At 70.0% G+C, this 19,315-nt stretch carries 18 protein-coding genes; 2 read left to right on the top strand and 16 right to left on the bottom strand.

All coding sequences use genetic code 11. The features are described from left to right. Positions 1 to 39: 39 nt before the first annotated feature. From QC385_RS17305 to QC385_RS17240, 14 genes are all read right to left on the bottom strand, one after another. Positions 40 to 1,173 carry a DivIVA domain-containing protein gene (locus tag QC385_RS17305; RefSeq protein ID WP_279542226.1) on the bottom strand — a complete coding sequence of 378 codons (1,134 nt, stop codon included), beginning with the start codon at positions 1,171 to 1,173 and terminating at the stop codon, positions 40 to 42. A gap of 53 nt (positions 1,174 to 1,226) precedes the next feature. Next, positions 1,227 to 1,511, bottom strand: a complete 285-nt coding sequence (locus tag QC385_RS17300) for a YggT family protein (RefSeq protein WP_007448661.1) — start codon at positions 1,509 to 1,511, stop codon at positions 1,227 to 1,229. Positions 1,512 to 1,571: 60 nt separating this feature from the next. Continuing rightward, complete coding sequence (sepF, locus tag QC385_RS17295) at positions 1,572 to 2,213, bottom strand: cell division protein SepF (RefSeq protein ID WP_086602706.1); 642 nt, start codon at positions 2,211 to 2,213, stop codon at positions 1,572 to 1,574. 129 nt (positions 2,214 to 2,342) lie between these two features. Continuing rightward, positions 2,343 to 3,062: a YggS family pyridoxal phosphate-dependent enzyme gene (locus QC385_RS17290; RefSeq protein WP_279542225.1), complete on the bottom strand. Its 720-nt coding sequence runs from the start codon at positions 3,060 to 3,062 to the stop codon at positions 2,343 to 2,345. A gap of 6 nt (positions 3,063 to 3,068) precedes the next feature. Beyond that, a complete protein-coding gene (gene pgeF, locus QC385_RS17285) occupies positions 3,069 to 3,800 on the bottom strand; it encodes a peptidoglycan editing factor PgeF (protein WP_279542224.1) in 732 nt (243 codons plus the stop codon). A gap of 10 nt (positions 3,801 to 3,810) precedes the next feature. Then, positions 3,811 to 5,004: a cell division protein FtsZ gene (gene ftsZ, locus QC385_RS17280; RefSeq protein ID WP_150480351.1), complete on the bottom strand. Its 1,194-nt coding sequence runs from the start codon at positions 5,002 to 5,004 to the stop codon at positions 3,811 to 3,813. Between the two features lie 288 nt (positions 5,005 to 5,292). Continuing rightward, positions 5,293 to 6,087 (bottom strand): cell division protein FtsQ/DivIB, encoded by a 795-nt coding sequence (locus tag QC385_RS17275; RefSeq protein WP_279542223.1) that lies wholly within the window; start codon positions 6,085 to 6,087, stop codon positions 5,293 to 5,295. Between the two features lie 26 nt (positions 6,088 to 6,113). Next, positions 6,114 to 7,211 (bottom strand): undecaprenyldiphospho-muramoylpentapeptide beta-N-acetylglucosaminyltransferase, encoded by a 1,098-nt coding sequence (murG, locus tag QC385_RS17270; RefSeq protein ID WP_279542222.1) that lies wholly within the window; start codon positions 7,209 to 7,211, stop codon positions 6,114 to 6,116. Positions 7,212 to 7,217: 6 nt separating this feature from the next. Continuing rightward, positions 7,218 to 8,582 carry a putative lipid II flippase FtsW gene (gene ftsW, locus QC385_RS17265; protein ID WP_279542221.1) on the bottom strand — a complete coding sequence of 455 codons (1,365 nt, stop codon included), beginning with the start codon at positions 8,580 to 8,582 and terminating at the stop codon, positions 7,218 to 7,220. A gap of 135 nt (positions 8,583 to 8,717) precedes the next feature. After that, positions 8,718 to 10,160, bottom strand: coding sequence for a UDP-N-acetylmuramoyl-L-alanine--D-glutamate ligase (gene murD, locus QC385_RS17260; protein ID WP_279542220.1), 1,443 nt, complete (start codon positions 10,158 to 10,160; stop codon positions 8,718 to 8,720). Beyond that, positions 10,142 to 11,233, bottom strand: coding sequence for a phospho-N-acetylmuramoyl-pentapeptide-transferase (gene mraY, locus QC385_RS17255; RefSeq protein ID WP_086854586.1), 1,092 nt, complete (start codon positions 11,231 to 11,233; stop codon positions 10,142 to 10,144). Before mraY ends, murD begins: the two co-directional genes overlap by 19 nt. Further along, positions 11,233 to 12,639: a UDP-N-acetylmuramoyl-tripeptide--D-alanyl-D-alanine ligase gene (locus QC385_RS17250; protein ID WP_279542219.1), complete on the bottom strand. Its 1,407-nt coding sequence runs from the start codon at positions 12,637 to 12,639 to the stop codon at positions 11,233 to 11,235. Before QC385_RS17250 ends, mraY begins: the two co-directional genes overlap by 1 nt. A 28-nt stretch (positions 12,640 to 12,667) precedes the next feature. Then, entirely contained in the window at positions 12,668 to 14,188 is a 1,521-nt protein-coding gene (locus tag QC385_RS17245; protein WP_279542218.1) for a UDP-N-acetylmuramoyl-L-alanyl-D-glutamate--2,6-diaminopimelate ligase, read from the bottom strand. A gap of 181 nt (positions 14,189 to 14,369) precedes the next feature. Continuing rightward, positions 14,370 to 16,325 (bottom strand): peptidoglycan D,D-transpeptidase FtsI family protein, encoded by a 1,956-nt coding sequence (locus tag QC385_RS17240; RefSeq protein ID WP_279542217.1) that lies wholly within the window; start codon positions 16,323 to 16,325, stop codon positions 14,370 to 14,372. 48 nt (positions 16,326 to 16,373) lie between these two features. On the opposite strand from QC385_RS17240, the gene QC385_RS17235 reads away from it, so the two are divergent. Beyond that, a complete protein-coding gene (locus QC385_RS17235) occupies positions 16,374 to 16,556 on the top strand; it encodes a hypothetical protein (RefSeq protein WP_279542216.1) in 183 nt (60 codons plus the stop codon). Positions 16,557 to 16,636: 80 nt separating this feature from the next. Here the strand turns inward: QC385_RS17235 and QC385_RS17230 are convergent, their stop codons facing one another. Both QC385_RS17230 and rsmH read right to left on the bottom strand, forming a co-directional pair. Beyond that, positions 16,637 to 17,086: a septum formation initiator family protein gene (locus tag QC385_RS17230; protein WP_279542215.1), complete on the bottom strand. Its 450-nt coding sequence runs from the start codon at positions 17,084 to 17,086 to the stop codon at positions 16,637 to 16,639. 31 nt (positions 17,087 to 17,117) lie between these two features. Further along, the gene (gene rsmH, locus QC385_RS17225) at positions 17,118 to 18,074 is read right to left on the bottom strand and encodes a 16S rRNA (cytosine(1402)-N(4))-methyltransferase RsmH (protein ID WP_279542214.1); all 957 of its coding nucleotides are present in this window, start codon (positions 18,072 to 18,074) and stop codon (positions 17,118 to 17,120) included. 375 nt (positions 18,075 to 18,449) lie between these two features. Here rsmH and QC385_RS17220 point away from each other — a divergent pair, with 375 nt between their 5' ends. Next, positions 18,450 to 18,998, top strand: coding sequence for a beta-class carbonic anhydrase (locus QC385_RS17220; protein WP_279542213.1), 549 nt, complete (start codon positions 18,450 to 18,452; stop codon positions 18,996 to 18,998). Positions 18,999 to 19,315 lie beyond the last annotated feature (317 nt).

The raw sequence follows: 19,315 nt of genomic DNA, 5'->3' as shown, positions 1-19,315 counted from the left end.
GCTGCCGACGTCTATGCCGTACTACTGGCCATCAGGCCGTCAGTTGTCGTCCTCGTCGATCAGGAAGCCTCGCATGGGCGAGGGCGCCTGACCCATCTGCGACGGGCCCTGCGGACGCACCGGCGCCATGGGCTGGGTCATCGCCGGGGACATCTGCTGCTGACCGCCGTAGGACGGACCGGACGGCGAGGGGCCGCCGCCCATCGTCTGGTTGCCACCGCCGTACGACGGGGCACTCGCGCCGGCCGGTGCCATGGAAGGCGCCGGGGACGGCGGGAGGGAGGCGGTCGCCGGCGTACGCGGCGGGGCCAGCGAGTCGTCGGCCTGGGTCTCCAGCTGACGCAGCTGCGACTCCAGGTACGACTTCAGGCGCGTGCGGTACTCGCGCTCGAAGCCGCGCAGGTCCTCGACCTTGCGCTCCAGCGTGGCGCGGGCGGACTCCAGGGAGCCCATCGCGACGCGGTGCTTCTCCTGCGCGTCCCGCTCCAGGGCATCGGCCTTGGCACGGGCGTCACGCTCGAGACCCTCGGCACGCGAACGCGCCTCGCCGACGATCTTGTTGGCTTCGGACCGGGCCTCGGCGATCGCCTGGTCGGCGGTCTGCTGGGCCAGCGAGAGGACACGGGCGGCGCTGTCGCCACCGGGGCCTCCTTGACCGGGGCCGCCCATCGGACCGCCCATGGGGCCGCCCATCGGACCACCCATCTGCTGCTGCATAGGGGGCTGGCCCATCGGGCCGGGACCGCCCGGACCCTGGCCCATCGGGCCGGGACCCTGCGGGCCACCCTGACCGCCGGGACCGGCGGGCAGCTGCGGGGCACCGCTCGGCAGCTGGGGCGGACCACCCATGGGGCCACCCATCTGCTGCTGCGGCGGGCCCGATATGCCGGCGGGTACAGGACCACCTGGACCGCGCATGCCCTGCTGCTGTTGCTGTTGTTGCTGCTGCTGATCCTGCTGCTCCGGAGGCTTGCGCATGTTCTGCTGATTCTGGGCAGCAGCGCGCGTGGCCGCGGCCAGCTTGGCGCGCAGGTCCTCGTTCTCGCGGAGCAGGCGGGTCAGTTCGGCTTCGACCTCGTCGAGGAAGGCATCGACCTCGTCCTCGTCATAGCCTTCTCGGAGGCGGACGGTCGTGAACTGCTTGTTCCGCACGTCCTCGGGGGTCAACGGCATCTCTTCACCTCAACGTAGTCGTCGGCATTCGGCAAGACCGTAGTTCACATCGCTCACAGCCGGCTCACGATCGAGATCAGGATGTAGACGATGATCATCAGCACGAAGAAGGACAGGTCGAGCGCCACGCCCCCGAGACGCAGCGGCGGAATGAACCGCCGCAGAAGCTTGAGCGGTGGATCCGTGACAGTGTAGGTGGCCTCCAGAACGACCACCATCGCCTTGCCTGGTTGCCATGAGCGGGCGAACTGGAAGACGTAGTCCATGACCAACCGGAAGATGAGCACGATGAGGAAGCACATCAGCGCGATGTAGACAACATCCAGAACCACGCTCATGACCTCTTGCTTCCCTCTCCCCTGTGCCTGCTCTGTTACTGCTGTTTCCGGTGTTACGTCTCAGCTCTGGTTGAAGAACCCGCCCTCTGCGATGCGGGCCTTGTCCTCCGCCGTGACATCGACGTTAGCAGGCGACAACAGGAACACCTTCTGCGTCACCCGCTCGATACTGCCGTGAAGACCAAACACCAAACCGGCCGCAAAGTCGACAAGTCGCTTCGCGTCTGTGTCATCCATCTCAGTCAGATTCATGATCACCGGGGTGCCTTCACGGAAGTGTTCCCCGATGGTACGGGCCTCGTTGTAGGTCCGTGGGTGGAGCGTGGTGATCCGGTAAGGCTCTCGTTCGGACACGACCTTGGGCATGATCACCGGTGCGTTCTTCTCCAGACTTGCGCGTTCTTGTGTGATGGATGCCACGGGCGCGATGCGCGCCGGGCGGCCGGATTCCGCGGGTAGCGAAGCGGAACGGGCGGCCGGTTCACGAGGTGCGGGTGGCTGTACGACTCGTACCTCTTCGTCCCTTTGAGGCTGATGTGAGGCATGCGGCTGGTGGGACGGCTCATGCCGTCGGTGGTCCCGCTCGGGCTCCGGGTCCAGTTCTGGTTCGAAGTCGTCGTCGGGGTCAAATCCGCGGCCGTCGTACCCATCGTCCTCCACGAGGCCGAGGTAGACCGCCATCTTGCGCATCGCGCCGGCCATGCTCTGAGTCCTCCGCTCTGTGGTGGATCGGCTGACGACTGCCAAGTGCCCGCGATCCACGTGGTCCTTGAATCCGCCTTTCGGCGGCAATGACCATATTTTCTGCTGTGGTCCGACTTCTTGGCGACGTTACCCGAGCCTGGGGCGGACTCCGAGTACCGCGCTGCCGACGCGCACATGTGTCGCTCCGGCCGCCACGGCCTGTTCGAGATCCGCACTCATCCCTGCCGAGACCATGGTGGCAGCCGGATGACTCCGGCGCAGGTCGGTCGACAAATCCATCAACCGCCCGAAGGCAGCCTGTTCGCGTCCCGCGTACTCCCCGGTGAGCGGTGCGACGGTCATCAGTCCACCGAGTCGCAGCCCCGGCGCTTCCGCGACGAGGGCGGCCAACTCTTCGATTCCCGCGGGCGCCACTCCACCCCGCTCACCCCGCGCGCTCTCGCCGGCGTCGAGTGCGACCTGGATGAGACACCCCAGCTCCCGCCCGGACCGGACGGCCTCCTTCGACAGAGCTGTGACGAGCTTGGAACGATCGACGGACTGCACGAAGTCCGCGTAACCGGCCACGGATCGCACCTTATTGGTCTGGAGTTGACCGATAAAATGCCAAGTAAGGGGCAGATCCGCACAGGCGACGGCCTTCGGCGCCGCGTCCTGGTCGCGGTTCTCGGCGACGTGCCGCACGCCGAGTTCCGAGAGGATCCGCACATCGGTCGCGGGGTAGGTCTTGGTGACCACGATCAGGGTCACCTCTTCCCGTCCCCGCCCCGCGGCCGCGCACGCGTCGGCGATGCGTCGCTCAACTTTCGCCAGATTTGTGGCGAGTTCGTCCTTGCGGTCCGTCATGTCCTATCAGTCCAGCCACACATAGCCCGCGAGCCGACCGGTCGTGCGGTCGCGGCGGTACGAGAAGTGATCCTGCGACTCCAGCGTGCACACCGGCGACTGCGCCCGGTCACACACCCCGAGCCGCTCCAGTTGAGCGTGCACTCCCGCGCTCACGTCGACCGCCGGTGTGCCCCAACTCGTCACGGCGTACGCCGCCGGCTCGATGGCGGACACCTCGGCGCGCATCGCCTCGGGCACTTCGTAACACCGCCCGCACACGGTGGGCCCCGTGCGGGCGACGATCCGGGAGGGCTCGGCGCCCAGGTCCGTCATCGCGCGTAGCGCGGCCGGGACGACTCCGGCGATCATGCCGGGGCGGCCCGCGTGGGCCGCGGCGGCGATTCCGGCGACGGGGTCGGCGAGCAGTACCGGCACGCAGTCGGCGGTGAGCACGGCGAGGGCGAGCCCCCGCCGCGTCGTGACGATCGCGTCGACCGACGGGATCCCGGAGGAAGATCCCCACGGCCCGTCCACCACCGCCACGTCGGCCCCGTGCACCTGGTTCATCCAGACCACCCGGTCCGGCTCGACGCCCAGGGACTTCGCGGCCAGTTCGCGGTTGGCGCGTACGGCGCCGGGGTCGTCACCGACCGCCCCGCCGAGATTGAGCTCCTCATACGGAGCGGCGCTCACCCCGCCCCACCGGTCGGTGAAGGCGAAGTGGGCGCCGCTCACGCTTTCGCGCTGTCCTATCACGTCAGAAGGATCACTTGAGGAAGTCCGGTACGTCCAGTTCCTCGGCCGCGCTGTCCGAGTAGGTCCGCGGCGCCGGCGGGACCGGCGGGGCGACCGGGATGTCCTCGACCGGCTTCGGAGCGGGCTCCGGGTCTTCCTTCGGGGTCACGCTGCCGAGCGAACCGAAGGACGGGCGGCTCTCGGTCTGCCGTGCCGGGGCCGGCTCCTCCCGCTTGACCGAGGACGAGCCGAGGACGTTATCCCGCTTGGAGGGCGGCTGGCCGCCGTCGAAGCCGGCCGCGATCACGGTGACCCGGACCTCGTCGCCCAGGGCGTCGTCGATCACCGCGCCGAAGATGATGTTGGCCTCGGGGTGGGCGGCCTCGCTCACCAGCTGGGCGGCCTCGTTGATCTCGAACAGACCGAGGTCCGAGCCACCGGAGATGGAGAGCAGCACACCGCGGGCGCCGTCGATGGACGCCTCCAGCAGCGGCGAGGAGATCGCCATCTCGGCGGCGGCCACCGCGCGGTCGTCGCCGCGGGCGGAGCCGATGCCCATCAGGGCCGAGCCGGCCTCGGACATGACCGACTTGACGTCGGCGAAGTCGAGGTTGATGAGGCCTGGGGTGGTGATGAGGTCGGTGATGCCCTGGACACCGGAGAGCAGGACCTGGTCGGCCGACTTGAAGGCGTCCAGCACCGAGACCTGGCGGTCCGAGATGGACAGCAGCCGGTCGTTCGGGATGACGATGAGGGTGTCGACCTCTTCGCGGAGCTCGGCGATGCCGTCCTCGGCCTGGTTCGCGCGGCGCCGTCCCTCGAAGGTGAACGGGCGCGTCACCACGCCGATGGTGAGGGCACCGAGCGAGCGGGCGATGTTGGCCACGACGGGCGCGCCGCCGGTGCCGGTGCCGCCGCCTTCACCGGCTGTCACGAAGACCATGTCGGCCCCCTTGAGGACCTCCTCGATCTCCTCGCGGTGGTCCTCGGCGGCCTTGCGGCCCACGGCCGGGTTGGCTCCGGCGCCGAGTCCGCGGGTGAGTTCACGGCCGACGTCCAGCTTGACGTCGGCGTCGCTCATCAACAGAGCTTGCGCGTCGGTGTTGATGGCGATGAACTCGACGCCCTTGAGACCGACCTCGATCATCCGGTTGATGGCATTGACACCACCGCCGCCGACACCGATGACTTTGATGACTGCGAGGTAGTTCTGCGGTGCTGCCACGTCGAAGGCCTCTCGCCTCGAGTTACGTGTCGCCGAATCACCGTGGCGCGCTGCGCCCCGCGACCCGACGACTGATGCCGAATGGGACGGTCCGTATCGCCGACCCGAACCCTAACCCTGAAGTTTAGGGTTACCAGTGTGTCTGTTCCTTGGAGTCTTCTGAACAGGACACTAAGTCGACAAGTGGCGCACGTTCAACGAACACGCCGAACCTCCCGTTTTTCTTTTCACCCTATGTGATCAGCCGTAGCGCTGCCCAACCAGGGTGCTGGCCTGCGCGGATGTGCGTCAACTCCCTGATGACGCAGGCGCGGTGGGAACACTCACGTCGAAGTACCGCGCGCCGGGCGAGGCTTTCATCAGGGCGGTGAGTGTACGGGCCTTCGCGGCCCCCTTCTCGCTGCTTCCCCAGACGACCGTACGGCCGTCCCTCAACTCCAGCGAGATGTCGTCGTAGGAACGGACCTTGACGGTCCGTGTGTCGCGCGCGACGGCGGCCGGAACCGCACGGGCGACGCCGACCGCCTCGCGCACCAGCCGGGACTCGCCGAAGCGGCGCAGGCTCGCGGCGGCGGAGCTGGACCGGGAGAGCGTCAATTCCAGTGCGGGCACGCCTTTCGGCGCCTTGGAAACCGTGGCGAATCGGACACCTTCATCGTCCACTTCGACGAACTTTCGGCCCTTTTGAACAATCAGAACCGGAGTCCGCTCGACCACTTTCAGGTCGATTCCACGGGGCCAGGAACGGACCACGTCAACCGAGTCAATTCGGGGCAATTTTTGGCGCAGTCTCGTCTCGATCGCGTCGGTGTCGACGGAAATCAGCGGCTCGCCGAGGGGGACGTCGGCGGCCGCCTCGACCTGAGCCGGCGTCAGGACCCGTGTACCCGACACGGAGACCTGCTCGGCGCGCAGCCACTCAGAGCCGTAGAACAGCCACACCGTCGGGATGCCGAGGAACACCAGGACGAGACCCAGGATGACGATCGCGCGAAGCCGGGCCCGCCTCGACCGCAGCCGGGGCGGCGGGCCGGACGACTCCTGCTGGCGTTCACCGCGCTCGGCGGTGGTCGATCCGGCCACGCTCCCCTGCCTTCCGTCATACAGTCCTAGCGGTGTGCACGAGCGGCGGCGATCGCCTCGTACACCATGCCGACGAGCAGGTCGTCGGCGTCCCGGCGGCCGAACTCGGCGGCGGCGCGGGACATCTGGTACAGCCGGTGCGGGTCGGCGAGCACGGGCAGGACGTTGTGCTGGACCCACTCGGGGGTCAGCTCCGCGTCGTCGACCAGCAGGCCGCCGCCGGCCTTGACCACCGGCTGGGCGTTGAGCCGCTGTTCGCCGTTGCCGATGGGCAGCGGGACGTAGGCGGCCGGGAGCCCGACGGCGGAGAGCTCGGCGACGGTCATCGCGCCCGCGCGGCACAGCATCATGTCGGCCGCGGCGTACGCGAGGTCCATCCGGTCCAGGTAACTTACCGGGACATAGGGGGGCATTCCCGGCATCTGCTGGACGTGCGGCAGTTCGTTCTTCGGTCCGACCGCGTGCAGGATCTGGATTCCGGCCTGCTGGAGCCAGGGAGCCACCTGCTGGACGACCTCGTTCAGGCGGCGGGCGCCCTGGGAGCCGCCGGTGACGAGCAGCGTGGGCAGGTTCGGGTCGAGCCCGAACGCGGCGCGGGCCTCGGGGCGCACGGCGGCCCGGTCCAGGGTGGCGATGGAGCGGCGCAGCGGGATGCCGATGTAGCGGGAGTTCCGCAGCTTGCTGTCCGGGGTGGAGACGGCGACCTGGCTGGCGTAGCGCGAGCCGATCTTGTTCGCCAGGCCAGGGCGGGCGTTGGCCTCATGGATGACGATCGGCACGCCCAGGCGCTTGGCCGCGAGGTAGCCGGGCAGGGCGACGTAGCCGCCGAAGCCGACCACGGCGTCCGCCTTGGTGCGCTCCAGGATCTGCTCGGTCGCCTTGATCGTGCCGCGCAGCCGGCCCGGAACGGTGATCAGCTCGGGGGTGGGCTTGCGCGGCAGCGGTACGGCCGGGATCAGCGCGAGTTCGTACCCGCGCTCGGGTACGAGACGGGTCTCCAGGCCTCGCTCCGTGCCCAGGGCCGTGATGCCCACGGACGGGTCCTGCCTGCGCAGGGCGTCCGCGAGGGCGAGCGCGGGCTCGATGTGGCCCGCGGTTCCTCCGCCGGCGAGTACGACATGCACCGAAATTCACCGCTCTCCGGACGAACGCGCCGCCGAGGCGCGCCGTCGCATCGTGTTCCATCTCCGGGGACTCCGGCCGGAACCGGTTCCCCCAGCCCCCCGCTTTCTACCAAAGCGGGGTTGCCGCATCGCAAGCGCCGCCCGCGCAGCGGGCTCGTCGCGTGCGAAGGCGATCAGCAGCCCGATGGCGAACATGGTCGGCAGCAGGGCGGATCCCCCGTAGGAGAACAGCGGGAGGGGGACGCCGGCGATCGGCAGCAGACCGAGCACCGCACCGATGTTGATCACGGCCTGGGCCGTGATCCAGGTGGTCACGCCTCCCGCGGCATACCTCACGAAGGGGTCCTCCGTGCGTCCGGCCACGCGGATACCCGCATAGCCTAGAGCCGCGAAGAGGGCGAGTACCGACAGCGTCCCCGCCAGGCCCAGTTCCTCACCGGTGACGGCGAAGATGAAGTCGGTGTGGGCTTCGGGGAGTTGACCCCATTTCTCCACACTCGCACCCAGCCCGGAACCGAAGATTCCGCCGGAGGCGAGGGCGTAGATGCCGTGCACGGCCTGCCAGCAGTCGACAGGTCCGGACTGGGGTTCGGTGGCGCCGAGGCACTGGAGGCGCGCCATGCGGTTCGGGCTGGTCTTGATGAGGATCAGGCCGAGGACGGCGGCGATCGACAGCACGCCGGCGAACAGCCGCGTGGGGGCGCCGGCCAGCCAGAGCAGGCCGAACAGGATGGCCGTGAGAATGATCGCGGTGCCCATGTCGCCGCCGATCATGATCAGACCGAGCAGCATGAAAGCGGCCGGGACCAGCGGCACCAGCATGTGCTTCCACTGGGTCAGCAGCCTCTTGTCCTGCTTACGGGCGAGCAGGTCGGCGCCCCACAGCACGAGCGCGAGCTTGCCGAACTCGCTGGGCTGGATCTGGAAGGAGCCGCCGACCGCGATCCAGTTCTGGTTGCCGTTGACCGACACTCCTATCCCGGGGATCTGCACCAGGGCCATGAGGAAGACGGCGCCGGCGAGGATCGGATAGGCCAGGGCCCGGTGCAGCTTCACGGGCATCCGGGAGGCGGCGAACAGCAGCCCGGCGCCGATCACGGCGGCCAGCAGCTGCTTGCGGAAGAAGTACGAGCCCGGCAGCGACATCTGGAGCGCGGTGATCTGGGAGGCCGAGTAGACCATCACCAGGCCCAGCACGGTGATCAGCAGACTGCCGCCGAAGATGAGGTAGTAGGCGGTCAGCGGCCGGTCCCAGCCCCTGCGCGCACGGGTGTAGAAGGCCAGGATGCCGTTCTCACGGGCGAGCCGGGGCGTGGCGGGGCGTTTGGGAGGGCGTGGGACCGGAGGCCGTCCGGTGCGGCTGGTGGGCATCGCCGCTCACCCCGCCGTGCCGGAGGGGAACGTTCCGAAGCGAACGCTCTCCGGCCGCTCGGGCACCAGCCACATCCGTGTCACGCGTCCCTCCCAGATACGCCCGGCGCCGCCGCCGGGCGAGGCGGACCCGGGTCAGCCGTCGGCGGAGCCGAGCTCGCGAACGGCGTCCGCGAAAGCGTCCCCGCGCTTGTTGTAGTTGGCGAACATGTCCATGGAGGCACAGGCCGGAGCCAGCAGCACCGTGTCACCGGTCTGAGCGAGCCGCCGCGCCTCCTGAACCGCCGCGCGCATCGCCCCAGTGTCGGTCCGGTCGAGGTCGACGACGGGTACTTCCGGGGCGTGTCGCGCCAGGGCTTCGCGGATCAGCGCGCGGTCCGCGCCGATCAGCACGGCCCCCCGCAGCCGCGGCGCCGACTTGGTGACCAGCTCGTCGAACGTCGCCCCCTTCGCCAGCCCGCCCGCGATCCACACGATCGACTCGTAGGCCGCCAACGAGGCTTCCGCGGCATGGGTGTTGGTGGCCTTGGAGTCGTCGACGTACGCGACCCCGTCCACGTCGGCCACGTGCGCGATGCGGTGGGCGTCCGGGGTGAACGCCCGCAGACCGTCCCGTACGGCCTTGGCGGGCACGCCGTACGCCCGCGCGAGGGCCGCCGCGGCGAGGGCGTTGGCGATGTTGTGCGGGGCCGGCGGGTTGACGTCGGCGACCTCGGCGAGCTCCTGCGCGTTCTTCTGCCGGTTCTCGACGAAGGCGCGGTCAACGAGGATGCCCTCCACGACGCCGAGTTGAGACGGGGCGGGCGTGCCGAGGGTGAAGCCTACGGCCCGGCAGCCCTCCTCCACGTCGGCCTCGCGGACCAGGTCCTCGGTGGCCTTGTCGGCGGCGTTGTAGACGCAGGCGACGCGATTGCCCTCGTAGACGCGGCCCTTGTCGGCGGCGTACGCCTCCATGGAGCCGTGCCAGTCGAGGTGATCGGGGGCGAGGTTGAGCACGGCGGCCGAGTGGGCGCGCAGGGACGGCGCCCAGTGCAGCTGGTAGCTGGACAGCTCCACGGCGAGCACGTCGTACTGCTCCTCGCCGAGCACCGCGTCCAGCAGGGAGACGCCGATGTTGCCGACGGCGGCCGTGCGCAGGCCCGCCGCCTTCAGGATCGAGGCGAGCATCTGCACCGTGGTGGTCTTGCCGTTGGTGCCCGTGACGGCGAGCCAGGGGGCCGCGTCGGGGCCGCGCAGGCGCCAGGCCAGTTCGACGTCGCCCCAGACGGGGACGCCCGCCCGCTCCGCCGCCGCGAACAGCGGCTTGTCCGGCTTCCAGCCGGGCGCGGTGACGATCAGCTCGGTGCCCTCGGGCAGGGTGTCGCCGTCGCCGAGGCGCACGGTGATGCCGAGCGCCTCAAGTTCGGCGGCCTGCGCCCGCGCGCGCTCGTCGGCGCCGTCGTTGACGGCCGTGACGATCGCGCCGAGGCCGTGCAGCACCTTGGCCGCCGGGAGGCCGGAGACGCCGAGCCCGGCGACGGTGACGTGCTTGCCCTTGAAATCCGAAGACACCGAGGAGGTCACTTGTCCGCTGCCCATCCCGCATAGAAGAGACCCAGTCCGACAATCACACAAATGCCCTGAATGATCCAGAAGCGGACCACGACGAGCACTTCGGACCAGCCCTTGAGTTCGAAGTGGTGCTGGAGTGGCGCCATCCGGAAGACGCGCTTGCCCGTGAGCTTGAAGGAGCCGACCTGGATGACCACCGACATGGTGATCAGGACGAACAGGCCGCCGAGGAGGGCGATCAGCAGCTCGGTGCGGGAGCAGATCGCGAGGCCGGCGAGCACACCGCCGAGCGCGAGCGAACCGGTGTCACCCATGAAGATCTTGGCCGGCGAGGTGTTCCACCACAGGAACCCGAGGCAGGCGCCCATCAGCGCGGAGGCCACCACCGCGAGGTCGAGGGGGTCCCGCACCTCGAAGCAGGCGCCCGGGTTGGTCAGCGTCTGCGCGTTGGCGCAGGACTCCTGGAACTGCCAGACGCCGATGAAGGTGTAGGCGCCGAAGACGAGCACAGAGGCGCCGGTGGCCAGACCGTCCAGACCGTCGGTCAGGTTCACGCCGTTCGACATCGCGAGGATCATGAACAGCGCCCAGACCACGAACAGCACGGGGCCGATCGTCCAGCCGAAGTCCGTGATGAACGACAGCTTCGTGGAGGCCGGGGTGTTGCCGCGGTTGTCCGCGAACTGGAGCGAGAGCACCGCGAAGGCGATGCCGACGATCAGCTGACCGGCCATCTTCGCCTTGGCCCGCAGACCCAGCGAACGCCGTTTGACGATCTTGATGTAGTCGTCGAGGAAGCCGACCAGGCCCATGCCGACCATCAGGCCGAGCACCAGCAGACCCGAGAAGGTCGGCGCCGCGTCGGCCTCCGGGTCCAGATAGCCCGTGATCACCTTGGCCAGGAAGTACGCGGCGACCGTCGCGAAGATGAAGGCGATACCGCCCATGGTCGGCGTACCGCGCTTGCTGGCGTGCTCGCGCGGGCCGTCGTCGCGGATGTACTGACCGTAGCCCTTGCGCGCGAGCAGCTTGATCAGCAGCGGGGTGCCGACCAGGGTCAGGAAGAGGCCAATGACTCCTGCGAACAGGATCTGCTTCATCATCGGGCGGAAACCTCACCCTCGGCACCGGACTCGAGCAGCGCCTGCGCCACGCTCTCGAGGCCGACCGAACGGGACGCCTTCACGAGTACGACGTCCCCCGGGCGCAACTCGCTGCGCAACAGGTCGACCGCCGCCTGTGCGTCGGACACGTGCACCGACTCCTCACCCCACGAACCCTCGTTATATGCGCCCAGTTGCAGCCAGGCGGCTTCCCTGCCACCGACCGCGACGAGCTTGCTGACGTTGAGCCGGACGGCGAGCCGTCCGACCGCGTCGTGCTCGGCGAGAGCCTCGTCCCCGAGCTCGGCCATCTTGCCGAGCACCGCCCACGTACGACGCCCCTTGCCGATGGCCGCGAGCGCGCGCAGCGCGGCCTTCATGGACTCGGGGTTCGCGTTGTAGGCGTCGTTGACGACCGTCACGCCGTCCGGGCGCTCGGTGACCTCCATCCGCCAGCGGGAGAGGGAGCCCGCCTCGGAGAGCGCGACGGCGATCTCGTCTGCGGACATGCCCAACTCGTGGGCGACGGCGGCCGCGGCGAGCGCGTTCGACACGTGGTGCTCACCGTACAGGCGCATGGTCACATCGCTTGCACCGGAGGGTGTGTGAAGCCTGAACGCGGGCTGTCCCGTGTCCGTGAGTCGTACGTTCTCGGCGCGAACGTCCGCTTCGTCGGACTCTCCGAAAAGGATCACCTTCGCCTTCGTACGGGAGGCCATGGCCCGCACGTAGGGGTCGTCCGCGTTGAGGACTGCCGTCCCGTCCTCCGGGAGGGCCTCGACGAGTTCGCCCTTGGCCTGGGCGATCTGCTCCCGGCCGCCGAACTCGCCGATGTGGGCGCTGCCGACGTTCAGGACGAGGCCGATCTTCGGGGGCGTGAGACCCGCGAGGTAGGAGATGTGGCCGATGCCGCGGGCCCCCATCTCCAGGACGAGGAACCGGGTCTCCTCGGTGGCGCTGAGCGCGGTCAGCGGCAGCCCGATCTCGTTGTTGAGCGAGCCGGGCGTGAACACCGTCGGCGCCTTGCGCTGGAGTACCTGCGCGATCAGGTCCTTGGTACTGGTCTTGCCCGCCGAGCCGGTGAGCGCGACGAGGGTGGCACCGAGACGTCGTACGACGTGCCGCGCGAGGGCGCCGAGCGCGTCCTGGACGTCGTCCACGACGATCGCGGGCACGCCGACGGGCCGGGTGCCGAGCACGGCCACCGCTCCCGCCTCGACGACCGCGGCCGCGAAGTCGTGTCCGTCCACGCGCTCGCCGGCGAAGGCGACGAACAGGCTGCCCGGCCCCGCCTCGCGGGAGTCCCGGACGACCGGGCCGGTGACCTGGACGGTCGGATCCGGTATGTCGTGCGTCTGCCCGCCGACGACTTCTGCGATCTCGGCGAGGGAGAGGGCGATCACAAGTTCATCCCCTGGATCATGCGGGATTTCATCCCTGGGTCTTCTGAATGGCTTCGCGAAGCACCTGGCGGTCGTCGAAGGGACGGACCACCCCGGCGATGTCCTGGCCCTGCTCGTGGCCCTTGCCCGCGACCAGCACGGTGTCGCCGGGCTCGGCACGGGCGACGGCGGCGGCGATCGCGGCGGCCCGGTCCTCGAAGACCGCCACTTCGCCGCGCTCGTGCGCGGGCACGGAGGCCGCGCCCTGGAGCATCGTGGCGAGGATCGCGAGGGGGTCCTCGCCACGGGGGTTGTCGGAGGTCAGTACGGCGGTGTCGGCGAGCCGGGCCGCGGCGGCACCCATCGGCTCCCGCTTGGTCCTGTCCCGGTCGCCGCCGCAGCCCAGGACGATGTGCACCTTGCCCTCGGTGACCTTGCGCAGGGCGCGCAGCACCGACTCGACGGCGTCGGTCTTGTGCGCGTAGTCGACGACCGCGAGGTAGGGCTGTCCGGCGTCCACGCGCTCCAGGCGGCCCGGCACGCCGGGTACGGCGGCGACGCCGTCGGCGGCGGCCTGCGGGTCGAGCCCGGCGACGGCGAGAGCGACGATCGCGGCGAGGGTGTTGGCCACGTTGAAGGGGCCCGGCAGCGGCGACTTGGCGCTGATCCGCTCGCCCTTGGGCCCGATGACGGTGAACGTCGAGTCCAGCCGGCCGACCTCGACATCCTCGGCACGCCAGTCGGCGTCGGGGTGGCCCTCGGCGGAGTAGGTGACGACCGGGACCGTGGCCTCCTTGGCCAGCCTGCGGCCGTACTCGTCGTCGACGTTGACCACGCCGAGTTTGCCCCGTTTCGGGGTGAACAGCTGCGCCTTCGCCTGGAAGTAGTCCTCCATGTCGGAGTGGAACTCCATGTGTTCCGGGCTGAGGTTGGTGAAGACGCCGATGTCGAAGACGCAGCCGTCGACGCGGCCGAGGACGAGGGCGTGGCTGGAGACCTCCATGGCGACCGCGTCGACGCCGCGTTCGCGCATGACGGCGAAGAGGGCCTGGAGGTCGGTGGCCTCGGGGGTGGTGCGCTCGGACTTGATGCGCTCGTCGCCGATGCGCATCTCGACCGTGCCGATCAGGCCGGTGGACCTGACGGTCTTCAGGCCGCCCTCGACGAGGTAGGCGGTGGTGGTCTTGCCGGAGGTGCCGGTGATGCCGATCTGGAGGAGGCCCCGGCCGGGGTGGCCGTAGATCGTGGCCGCCAGCTCGCCCATCCGCCCGCGGGGGTCGTCGACGACCAGGACCGGCAGCCCGGAGGCCGCGGCGCGCTCGGCGCCGGTGGGGTCCGTCAGCACGGCGGCCGCGCCGAGGCTCGCGGCCTGGTCGACGAAGTCGGCGCCGTGCAGGCGGGCGCCCGGGAGGGCGGCGTACAGATCGCCGGGGCGCACTGCGCGCGAGTCGTGGGTGATGCCCGTGACGTCGGCGGCGCCCTCCGGCGCGGAAGCACCCAGCTGTCGGGCCAGTTCCGCGAGGGGTGTGGCGGAGACCTGCGCCGGCCTGGGCGGCCCGGGGTATGTCACGGGATGGCCCTTCTGGGTGGTTTGGGACTGATCAGCGTGTGGCACGGCGGTGAGCGTACCGGGCGTACCCGCCTCCGGGCGAAGCGAGGGGCGGGGGCTGCTCTGGTTCCCCGGATCCGGGGTGATCGTTGTCACGAGGTGGTTCCTGGTTGGTTCCGTGCCGGCCGGGGCTTGCGGCCGGTCAGCGCTTGAAGGTGACCGGGAGCTTCGCCGGCTTGGCCCCGGTCGGCGGGACCTGGAGGGACTTCAGTGCGAACTCCATGACCTGCTTGTAGACGGGGCCGCAGATCTGGCCGCCGAAGTAGTTGCCCTTGGTGGCGTTCTGGATGGCGCAGTAGACGGTGACGCGGGGCTTGTCGGCGGGCGCGAATCCGGCGAACGACGACGTGTAGCCCTTGTACATGCCGGTGGCCGGATCCACGCGGTTGGCCGTGCCCGTCTTGCCCGCGACGCGGTAGCCGGGGATACGCGCCTTGGTGCCGGTGCCCTCCTCGTCGTCCACGACCGACTCCAGCATCTGGGCGAGGGTCTTCGCCGTCTTGGCGCTGACGACCCTGGTCTTTCCGGGCTTGGGGGCCGGGGTGAAGTGGCCGTCGGGGCCCTTGGTGCCGCGTACGAGGGTGGGTTCGACGCGGACGCCGCCGTTGGCGATGGTCGAGTACACCGACGCCGCCTGCATGGCGTTGATGGAGACGCCCTGGCCGAAAGGGATCGTGTACTGCTGCGAGGTCGACCACTTGTCGGGCTGGGCGAGGATGCCCTTGGTCTCGCCCGGGAAGCCGAGGCCGGTGTAGCTGCCGAGGCCGAACTTGCGCAGGTAGTCGTAGAGGACCTTGTTGGACTGGGCCTGGGTCTTGCCGAGCTGGCCGGTGGCGAGGATGGTGCCGATGTTGCTGGACTTGGCGAGGACGCCGTTGAGCGTCAGGTACCAGGTCGGGTGGTCGATGTCGTCCTTGAAGAGCCGGTCGCCGCGGTGCAGCCGGTTGGGCACGACGACGTGGGTCGACGGGGTGGCGGCGCCCTCCTGGAGGACGGCCGCCATCGACATGACCTTGGCGGTGGAGCCGGGTTCGAAGGCGTCCTGGAGGGCCGCGTTGCCGAGGGCGGCCGGGTCTGCGTCGGAGAGGTCGTTGGGGTCAAAGCCCGGCGAGTTGGCCATGGCCAGGATCTGACCGGTGCGGGTGTCCTGGACGATGACGTAGCCGCGGTCGGCCGCGGACTCCTTCACCTGGTCGCTGATGGCCTTCTGGGCGGCCCACTGGATGTCGCGGTCGATGGTGAGTTCGACGTCGCTGCCGGGCACAGCGGGGGTCTCGGTGGAACCCGCGGTGGGGACGAGCCGGCCGCCGGACTGGGCGTAGCGGATCTTGCCGTCCTTGCCGGCCAGCCGCTTGTTCAGCTGGAGCTCGATGCCGCCGCCGGGCTTGCCCTCGCCGTTGACCCAGCCCAGTATCCCGGCGGCGAGGTCGCCGTTGGGGTACACGCGCTTGCTGGTGGCGACGGAGAAGACGCCCCCGAGGACGTTGTGCGCGGACTTGTCCGTCTCCTCCTTCTTGGCGAGCGCGGACTTCAGGTCCTTGATCTGCTTCCAGACCTGCGGGGTCTGGCGGGAGGCCAGCTTGACGTACCGCAGCGCCTTGTTCTTCGGCCGCAGCTTCTCGACCAGGGTCTCCTGCTCCTGGCCGAGGATCGGCGCGAGCAGCGCGGCCGCCTGCTCGGGCCCGTCCCCGATTTTCAGCTGGTCGGGGGCGAACATCGTGGGGTCGGCCGTGATGTCGTAGGCGTCCTCACTGGTCGCCAGGGCCACACCGGACCGGTCGGTGATCTCCCCGCGGTCCGCGGCCAGCACCTGCCCGACGTACCTGTTCTGCTCGGCCTTGGCGGCATACGTGCTCGCGTCGACGGCCTGCACCTGGAACAGCCGTACGACGAAGGCGATCAGCACCAGCGTCAGCGCGAGCCCGACCAGACGCAGCCGGGGGCGGGGGCTGCCCAGCCGGAGGGGCTTGGGCGCCGCCTGACGGGCCGGGGCCGGGCGACGGGCCCGGGCACCGGGTCCCGGGCGGCGCCGGGCGTCGGGCCGAGCGGGCCTGGCGGGTCCGGGCACGCGGCGGCGCGGGGGTTCCCTGTTGGTCACTTCCGTCACCTGCCGGAGGTCGGGGCGGACTGAGGACTGCCCGACGCGATGACGCTCGGACACGGGCCGGGACGGCACCCGGCACTGCGGGCGGTGCTCGGCGACGGCCGACACGACGACCGCTCCACCGCCGCACGGCACGGCGGCTTCCCGGCGGACATCTGCGTCACCCCGCCGAGAGCCCGCTCCGCCGCGCACCGCGAAGCGGCAGCCGTCCCGGGGATCCGATGAACGCCGGGGCCAGGGGGGGCAGGCGGGCCGGGCGAGGCCCGGTACACGGCGGCAGCGGGGTTCCCTGTCGGTCACTTCCGTCACCTGCCGGAGTTTGAGGTGGGGCCGTTGGGCATGGCCTCGGGGGCCAGGACCAGGGGGATGTGGGCGGAAGTCTGCCGGACACCGGGGGCGGGGCTCGGGACGCCCTTGACGGTGCCGTCGGGGGCGAGGAAAGCGGGATCGCCGCCGGGGACCATGCCGAGTTCGCGGGCGCGGCGCTGGAGGGCCTCGGGAGCGGAGTAGGCGTCGATGTCCCGCTGGAGGGCCTGTTCCTCGTCGGTGAGGCTCTTGGTCTCGCGCTGGAGGTCGTCGAGCTTGAACGCGCCTTCGCTGAGGGCCGAGTTCAGCACCAGGAGGCCGATGAGACCACCGCCGAGGAGGAGGACCACGAGGAGGACGAAGGGGGTGCGCGCCGCCTGCCCGGGGCCGGTCGGGAAGAGCTGCGCGAGACGTGCCGCCCTCCCCTTCAGTTCGGGTTTGCTGCTCACTCACGCTCCCTCGGTCCGGCCTGCGAACGCCTCACTCGACGTCCTGCCTGATGCGCTGGGCACCGCGCAGCCGCGCCGGCGCCGCCCGCCGGTTCTCGGCGATCTCCTCCTCGGTGGGGAGTTCGGCACCGCGCGTGAGCAGCTTGAGCCGCGGCTGGTAACGCTCGGGCACGACGGGCAGCCCGGGCGGCGCCGTGGTGGCGGCACCCGCCGCGAACACCTGCTTGACCAGCCGGTCCTCCAGCGAGTGGTACGACAGCACGGCGATCCGCCCGCCCACGTCCAGCGCCTTCACGGCGGCCGGGATCGCCCGCTCCAGGACGGCGAGCTCGCCGTTGACCTCGATGCGCAGGGCCTGGAAGGTGCGCTTGGCCGGGTTGCCGCCGGTGCGCTTGGCGGCCTGCGGCAGCGCGTCCCGGATCAGTTCGACCAGCCGCGCGCTGTTGCTGAACGGCTCCTTCTCGCGCTCGCGCACGATCGCGGACACGATCCGCTTGGCCTGCTTCTCCTCGCCGTACGCCCTCAGGATGCGCACCAGCTCGCCCGGCGGGTACGTGTTGAGGACCTCGGCGGCGCTGACTCCCGACGTCTGGTCCATGCGCATGTCGAGTGGGGCGTCCTGGGCATAGGCGAAGCCGCGGTCGGCCTCGTCGAGTTGCATGGAGGAGACCCCGAGGTCGAACAACACGCCCTGCACGCGCGCGATGGCGAGCCGGTGCAGCACCTCGGGGAGTTCGTCGTACACGGCGTGGACGAGCATGGCGCGCTCTCCGTAGGGCGCGAGGCGCTCGCCGGACAGGCGCAGGGCCTCCTTGTCGCGGTCCAGGGCGACGAGACGGATCCCGGGGAACCTCTCCAGGAGCGCCTCGCTGTGGCCGCCGAGGCCGAGGGTGCAGTCGACGACCACGGCGTCCGGGCCCTCCAGGGCGGGTGCCAGCAGGTCCAGGCACCGCTGGAGCATCACCGGGACGTGTCGACTCTGGCTCAAGGGGCCCTCTCAGATCCGGCGCGGCCCCTACGCACCGCCGGGTCCCCGCCCGCTCGTGAAGGGGAGGCCTGCCGGCGCCGGAAGCGTCAGCCGACCGGGAGCGGGAGGAGGCCGAGCCGTACGTACGCGCCGCGCACGTGGGGAGATCTCCGGTCGTCGCCGGGGTCTCCGGGGTGAACAGTCCAGCGGGGAGAGTCTCGCCTCCCGCTTCGCGTCACTTTAGTCCACCCTGTCTCCCGGTCAATCAACCGGCCTGCGCGTCGCGCCCGGCGGCCCACCACCCTTGTGGGTTACCTCACAACCCCACCTCGCTGGCATTCTTTGTCCAGTCTCACAGGAGGCCTGGACCGGGTGTGACCAGTAACGTCATGGGTTATGACGACTTCTGCATCGGTTCCCACAGCCTCGGAGAGCGCCACAGCCGGCAGCGGCACGGTCACCGACCGCCTCGTCGACGCCAACGCCCGGTACGCCGCCGACTTCACCGACCCCGGGATGGACGCCCGGCCCGTGCTGCACGTCGCCGTCGTGGCCTGCATGGACGCCCGCCTCGACCTGCACGCGGCGCTCGGTCTCGAACTCGGCGACTGCCACACCATCCGCAACGCGGGCGGCGTCGTCACCGACGACGTGATCCGCTCCCTCACCATCAGCCAGCGCAAGCTGGGGACGCGCAGCATCGTCCTCATCCACCACACCGGCTGTGGCCTGGAGAGCCTCACCGAGGACTTCCGCACCGAGCTGGAGTCCGAGGTCGGCCAGCGCCCGGCGTGGGCGGTGGAGTCCTTCCGCGACGTCGACCAGGACGTACGGCAGTCGATGCAGCGCGTGCGCACCTCGCCGTTCCTGCCGCACACGGACGACGTGCGGGGGTTTGTCTTCGACGTGAAGACCGGACTGCTGAGGGAGATCGACCCCGCCTGATCGATCCCGCCTGATCGATCCCGCCTGATCGATCCCGCCTGATCGATCCCGCCTCCTGACCTGGCCGCCCGCCCCGGGCACAACCTGCTGTAGCTGTCGAAAGCCTGTCAGTCATGCGTTCGAATAGCCGCAAGACCGACATATCGCGGCCAGTTATCCACAGTCGAGTGACACGAATCGGTAACGGCAGCAAGAATGCGGGAGTGGCGTCACGCGGGACCTTTCACGCGTGGTGTCCGTGGTTCGGGGTGGGCCGGCCCGCGTCATGCGGCGTCGGCCCGGGAAAATGGGGTATCCCGTGCTCCCTGGGAGCACGG

This window comes from Streptomyces sp. DH10, assembly GCF_029813805.1.
GTDB lineage: Bacteria > Actinomycetota > Actinomycetes > Streptomycetales > Streptomycetaceae > Streptomyces > Streptomyces coeruleofuscus.
The sequence above is the reverse complement of the archived record's forward strand: the minus strand, read 5'-3'. Positions and strand labels throughout refer to the sequence as shown.

Coding starts and splice junctions, on each gene's coding strand:
- QC385_RS17305 (WP_279542226.1), bottom strand. CDS start 1,173: ATGCCGTTGACCCCCGAGGACGTGCGGAACAAGCAGTTCACGACCGTC.
- QC385_RS17300 (WP_007448661.1), bottom strand. CDS start 1,511: ATGAGCGTGGTTCTGGATGTTGTCTACATCGCGCTGATGTGCTTCCTC.
- sepF (WP_086602706.1), bottom strand. CDS start 2,213: ATGGCCGGCGCGATGCGCAAGATGGCGGTCTACCTCGGCCTCGTGGAG.
- QC385_RS17290 (WP_279542225.1), bottom strand. CDS start 3,062: ATGACGGACCGCAAGGACGAACTCGCCACAAATCTGGCGAAAGTTGAG.
- ftsW (WP_279542221.1), bottom strand. CDS start 8,582: ATGCCCACCAGCCGCACCGGACGGCCTCCGGTCCCACGCCCTCCCAAA.
- murD (WP_279542220.1), bottom strand. CDS start 10,160: ATGGGCAGCGGACAAGTGACCTCCTCGGTGTCTTCGGATTTCAAGGGC.
- mraY (WP_086854586.1), bottom strand. CDS start 11,233: ATGAAGCAGATCCTGTTCGCAGGAGTCATTGGCCTCTTCCTGACCCTG.
- QC385_RS17235 (WP_279542216.1), top strand. CDS start 16,374: ATGACGCTCGGACACGGGCCGGGACGGCACCCGGCACTGCGGGCGGTG.
- QC385_RS17220 (WP_279542213.1), top strand. CDS start 18,450: ATGACGACTTCTGCATCGGTTCCCACAGCCTCGGAGAGCGCCACAGCC.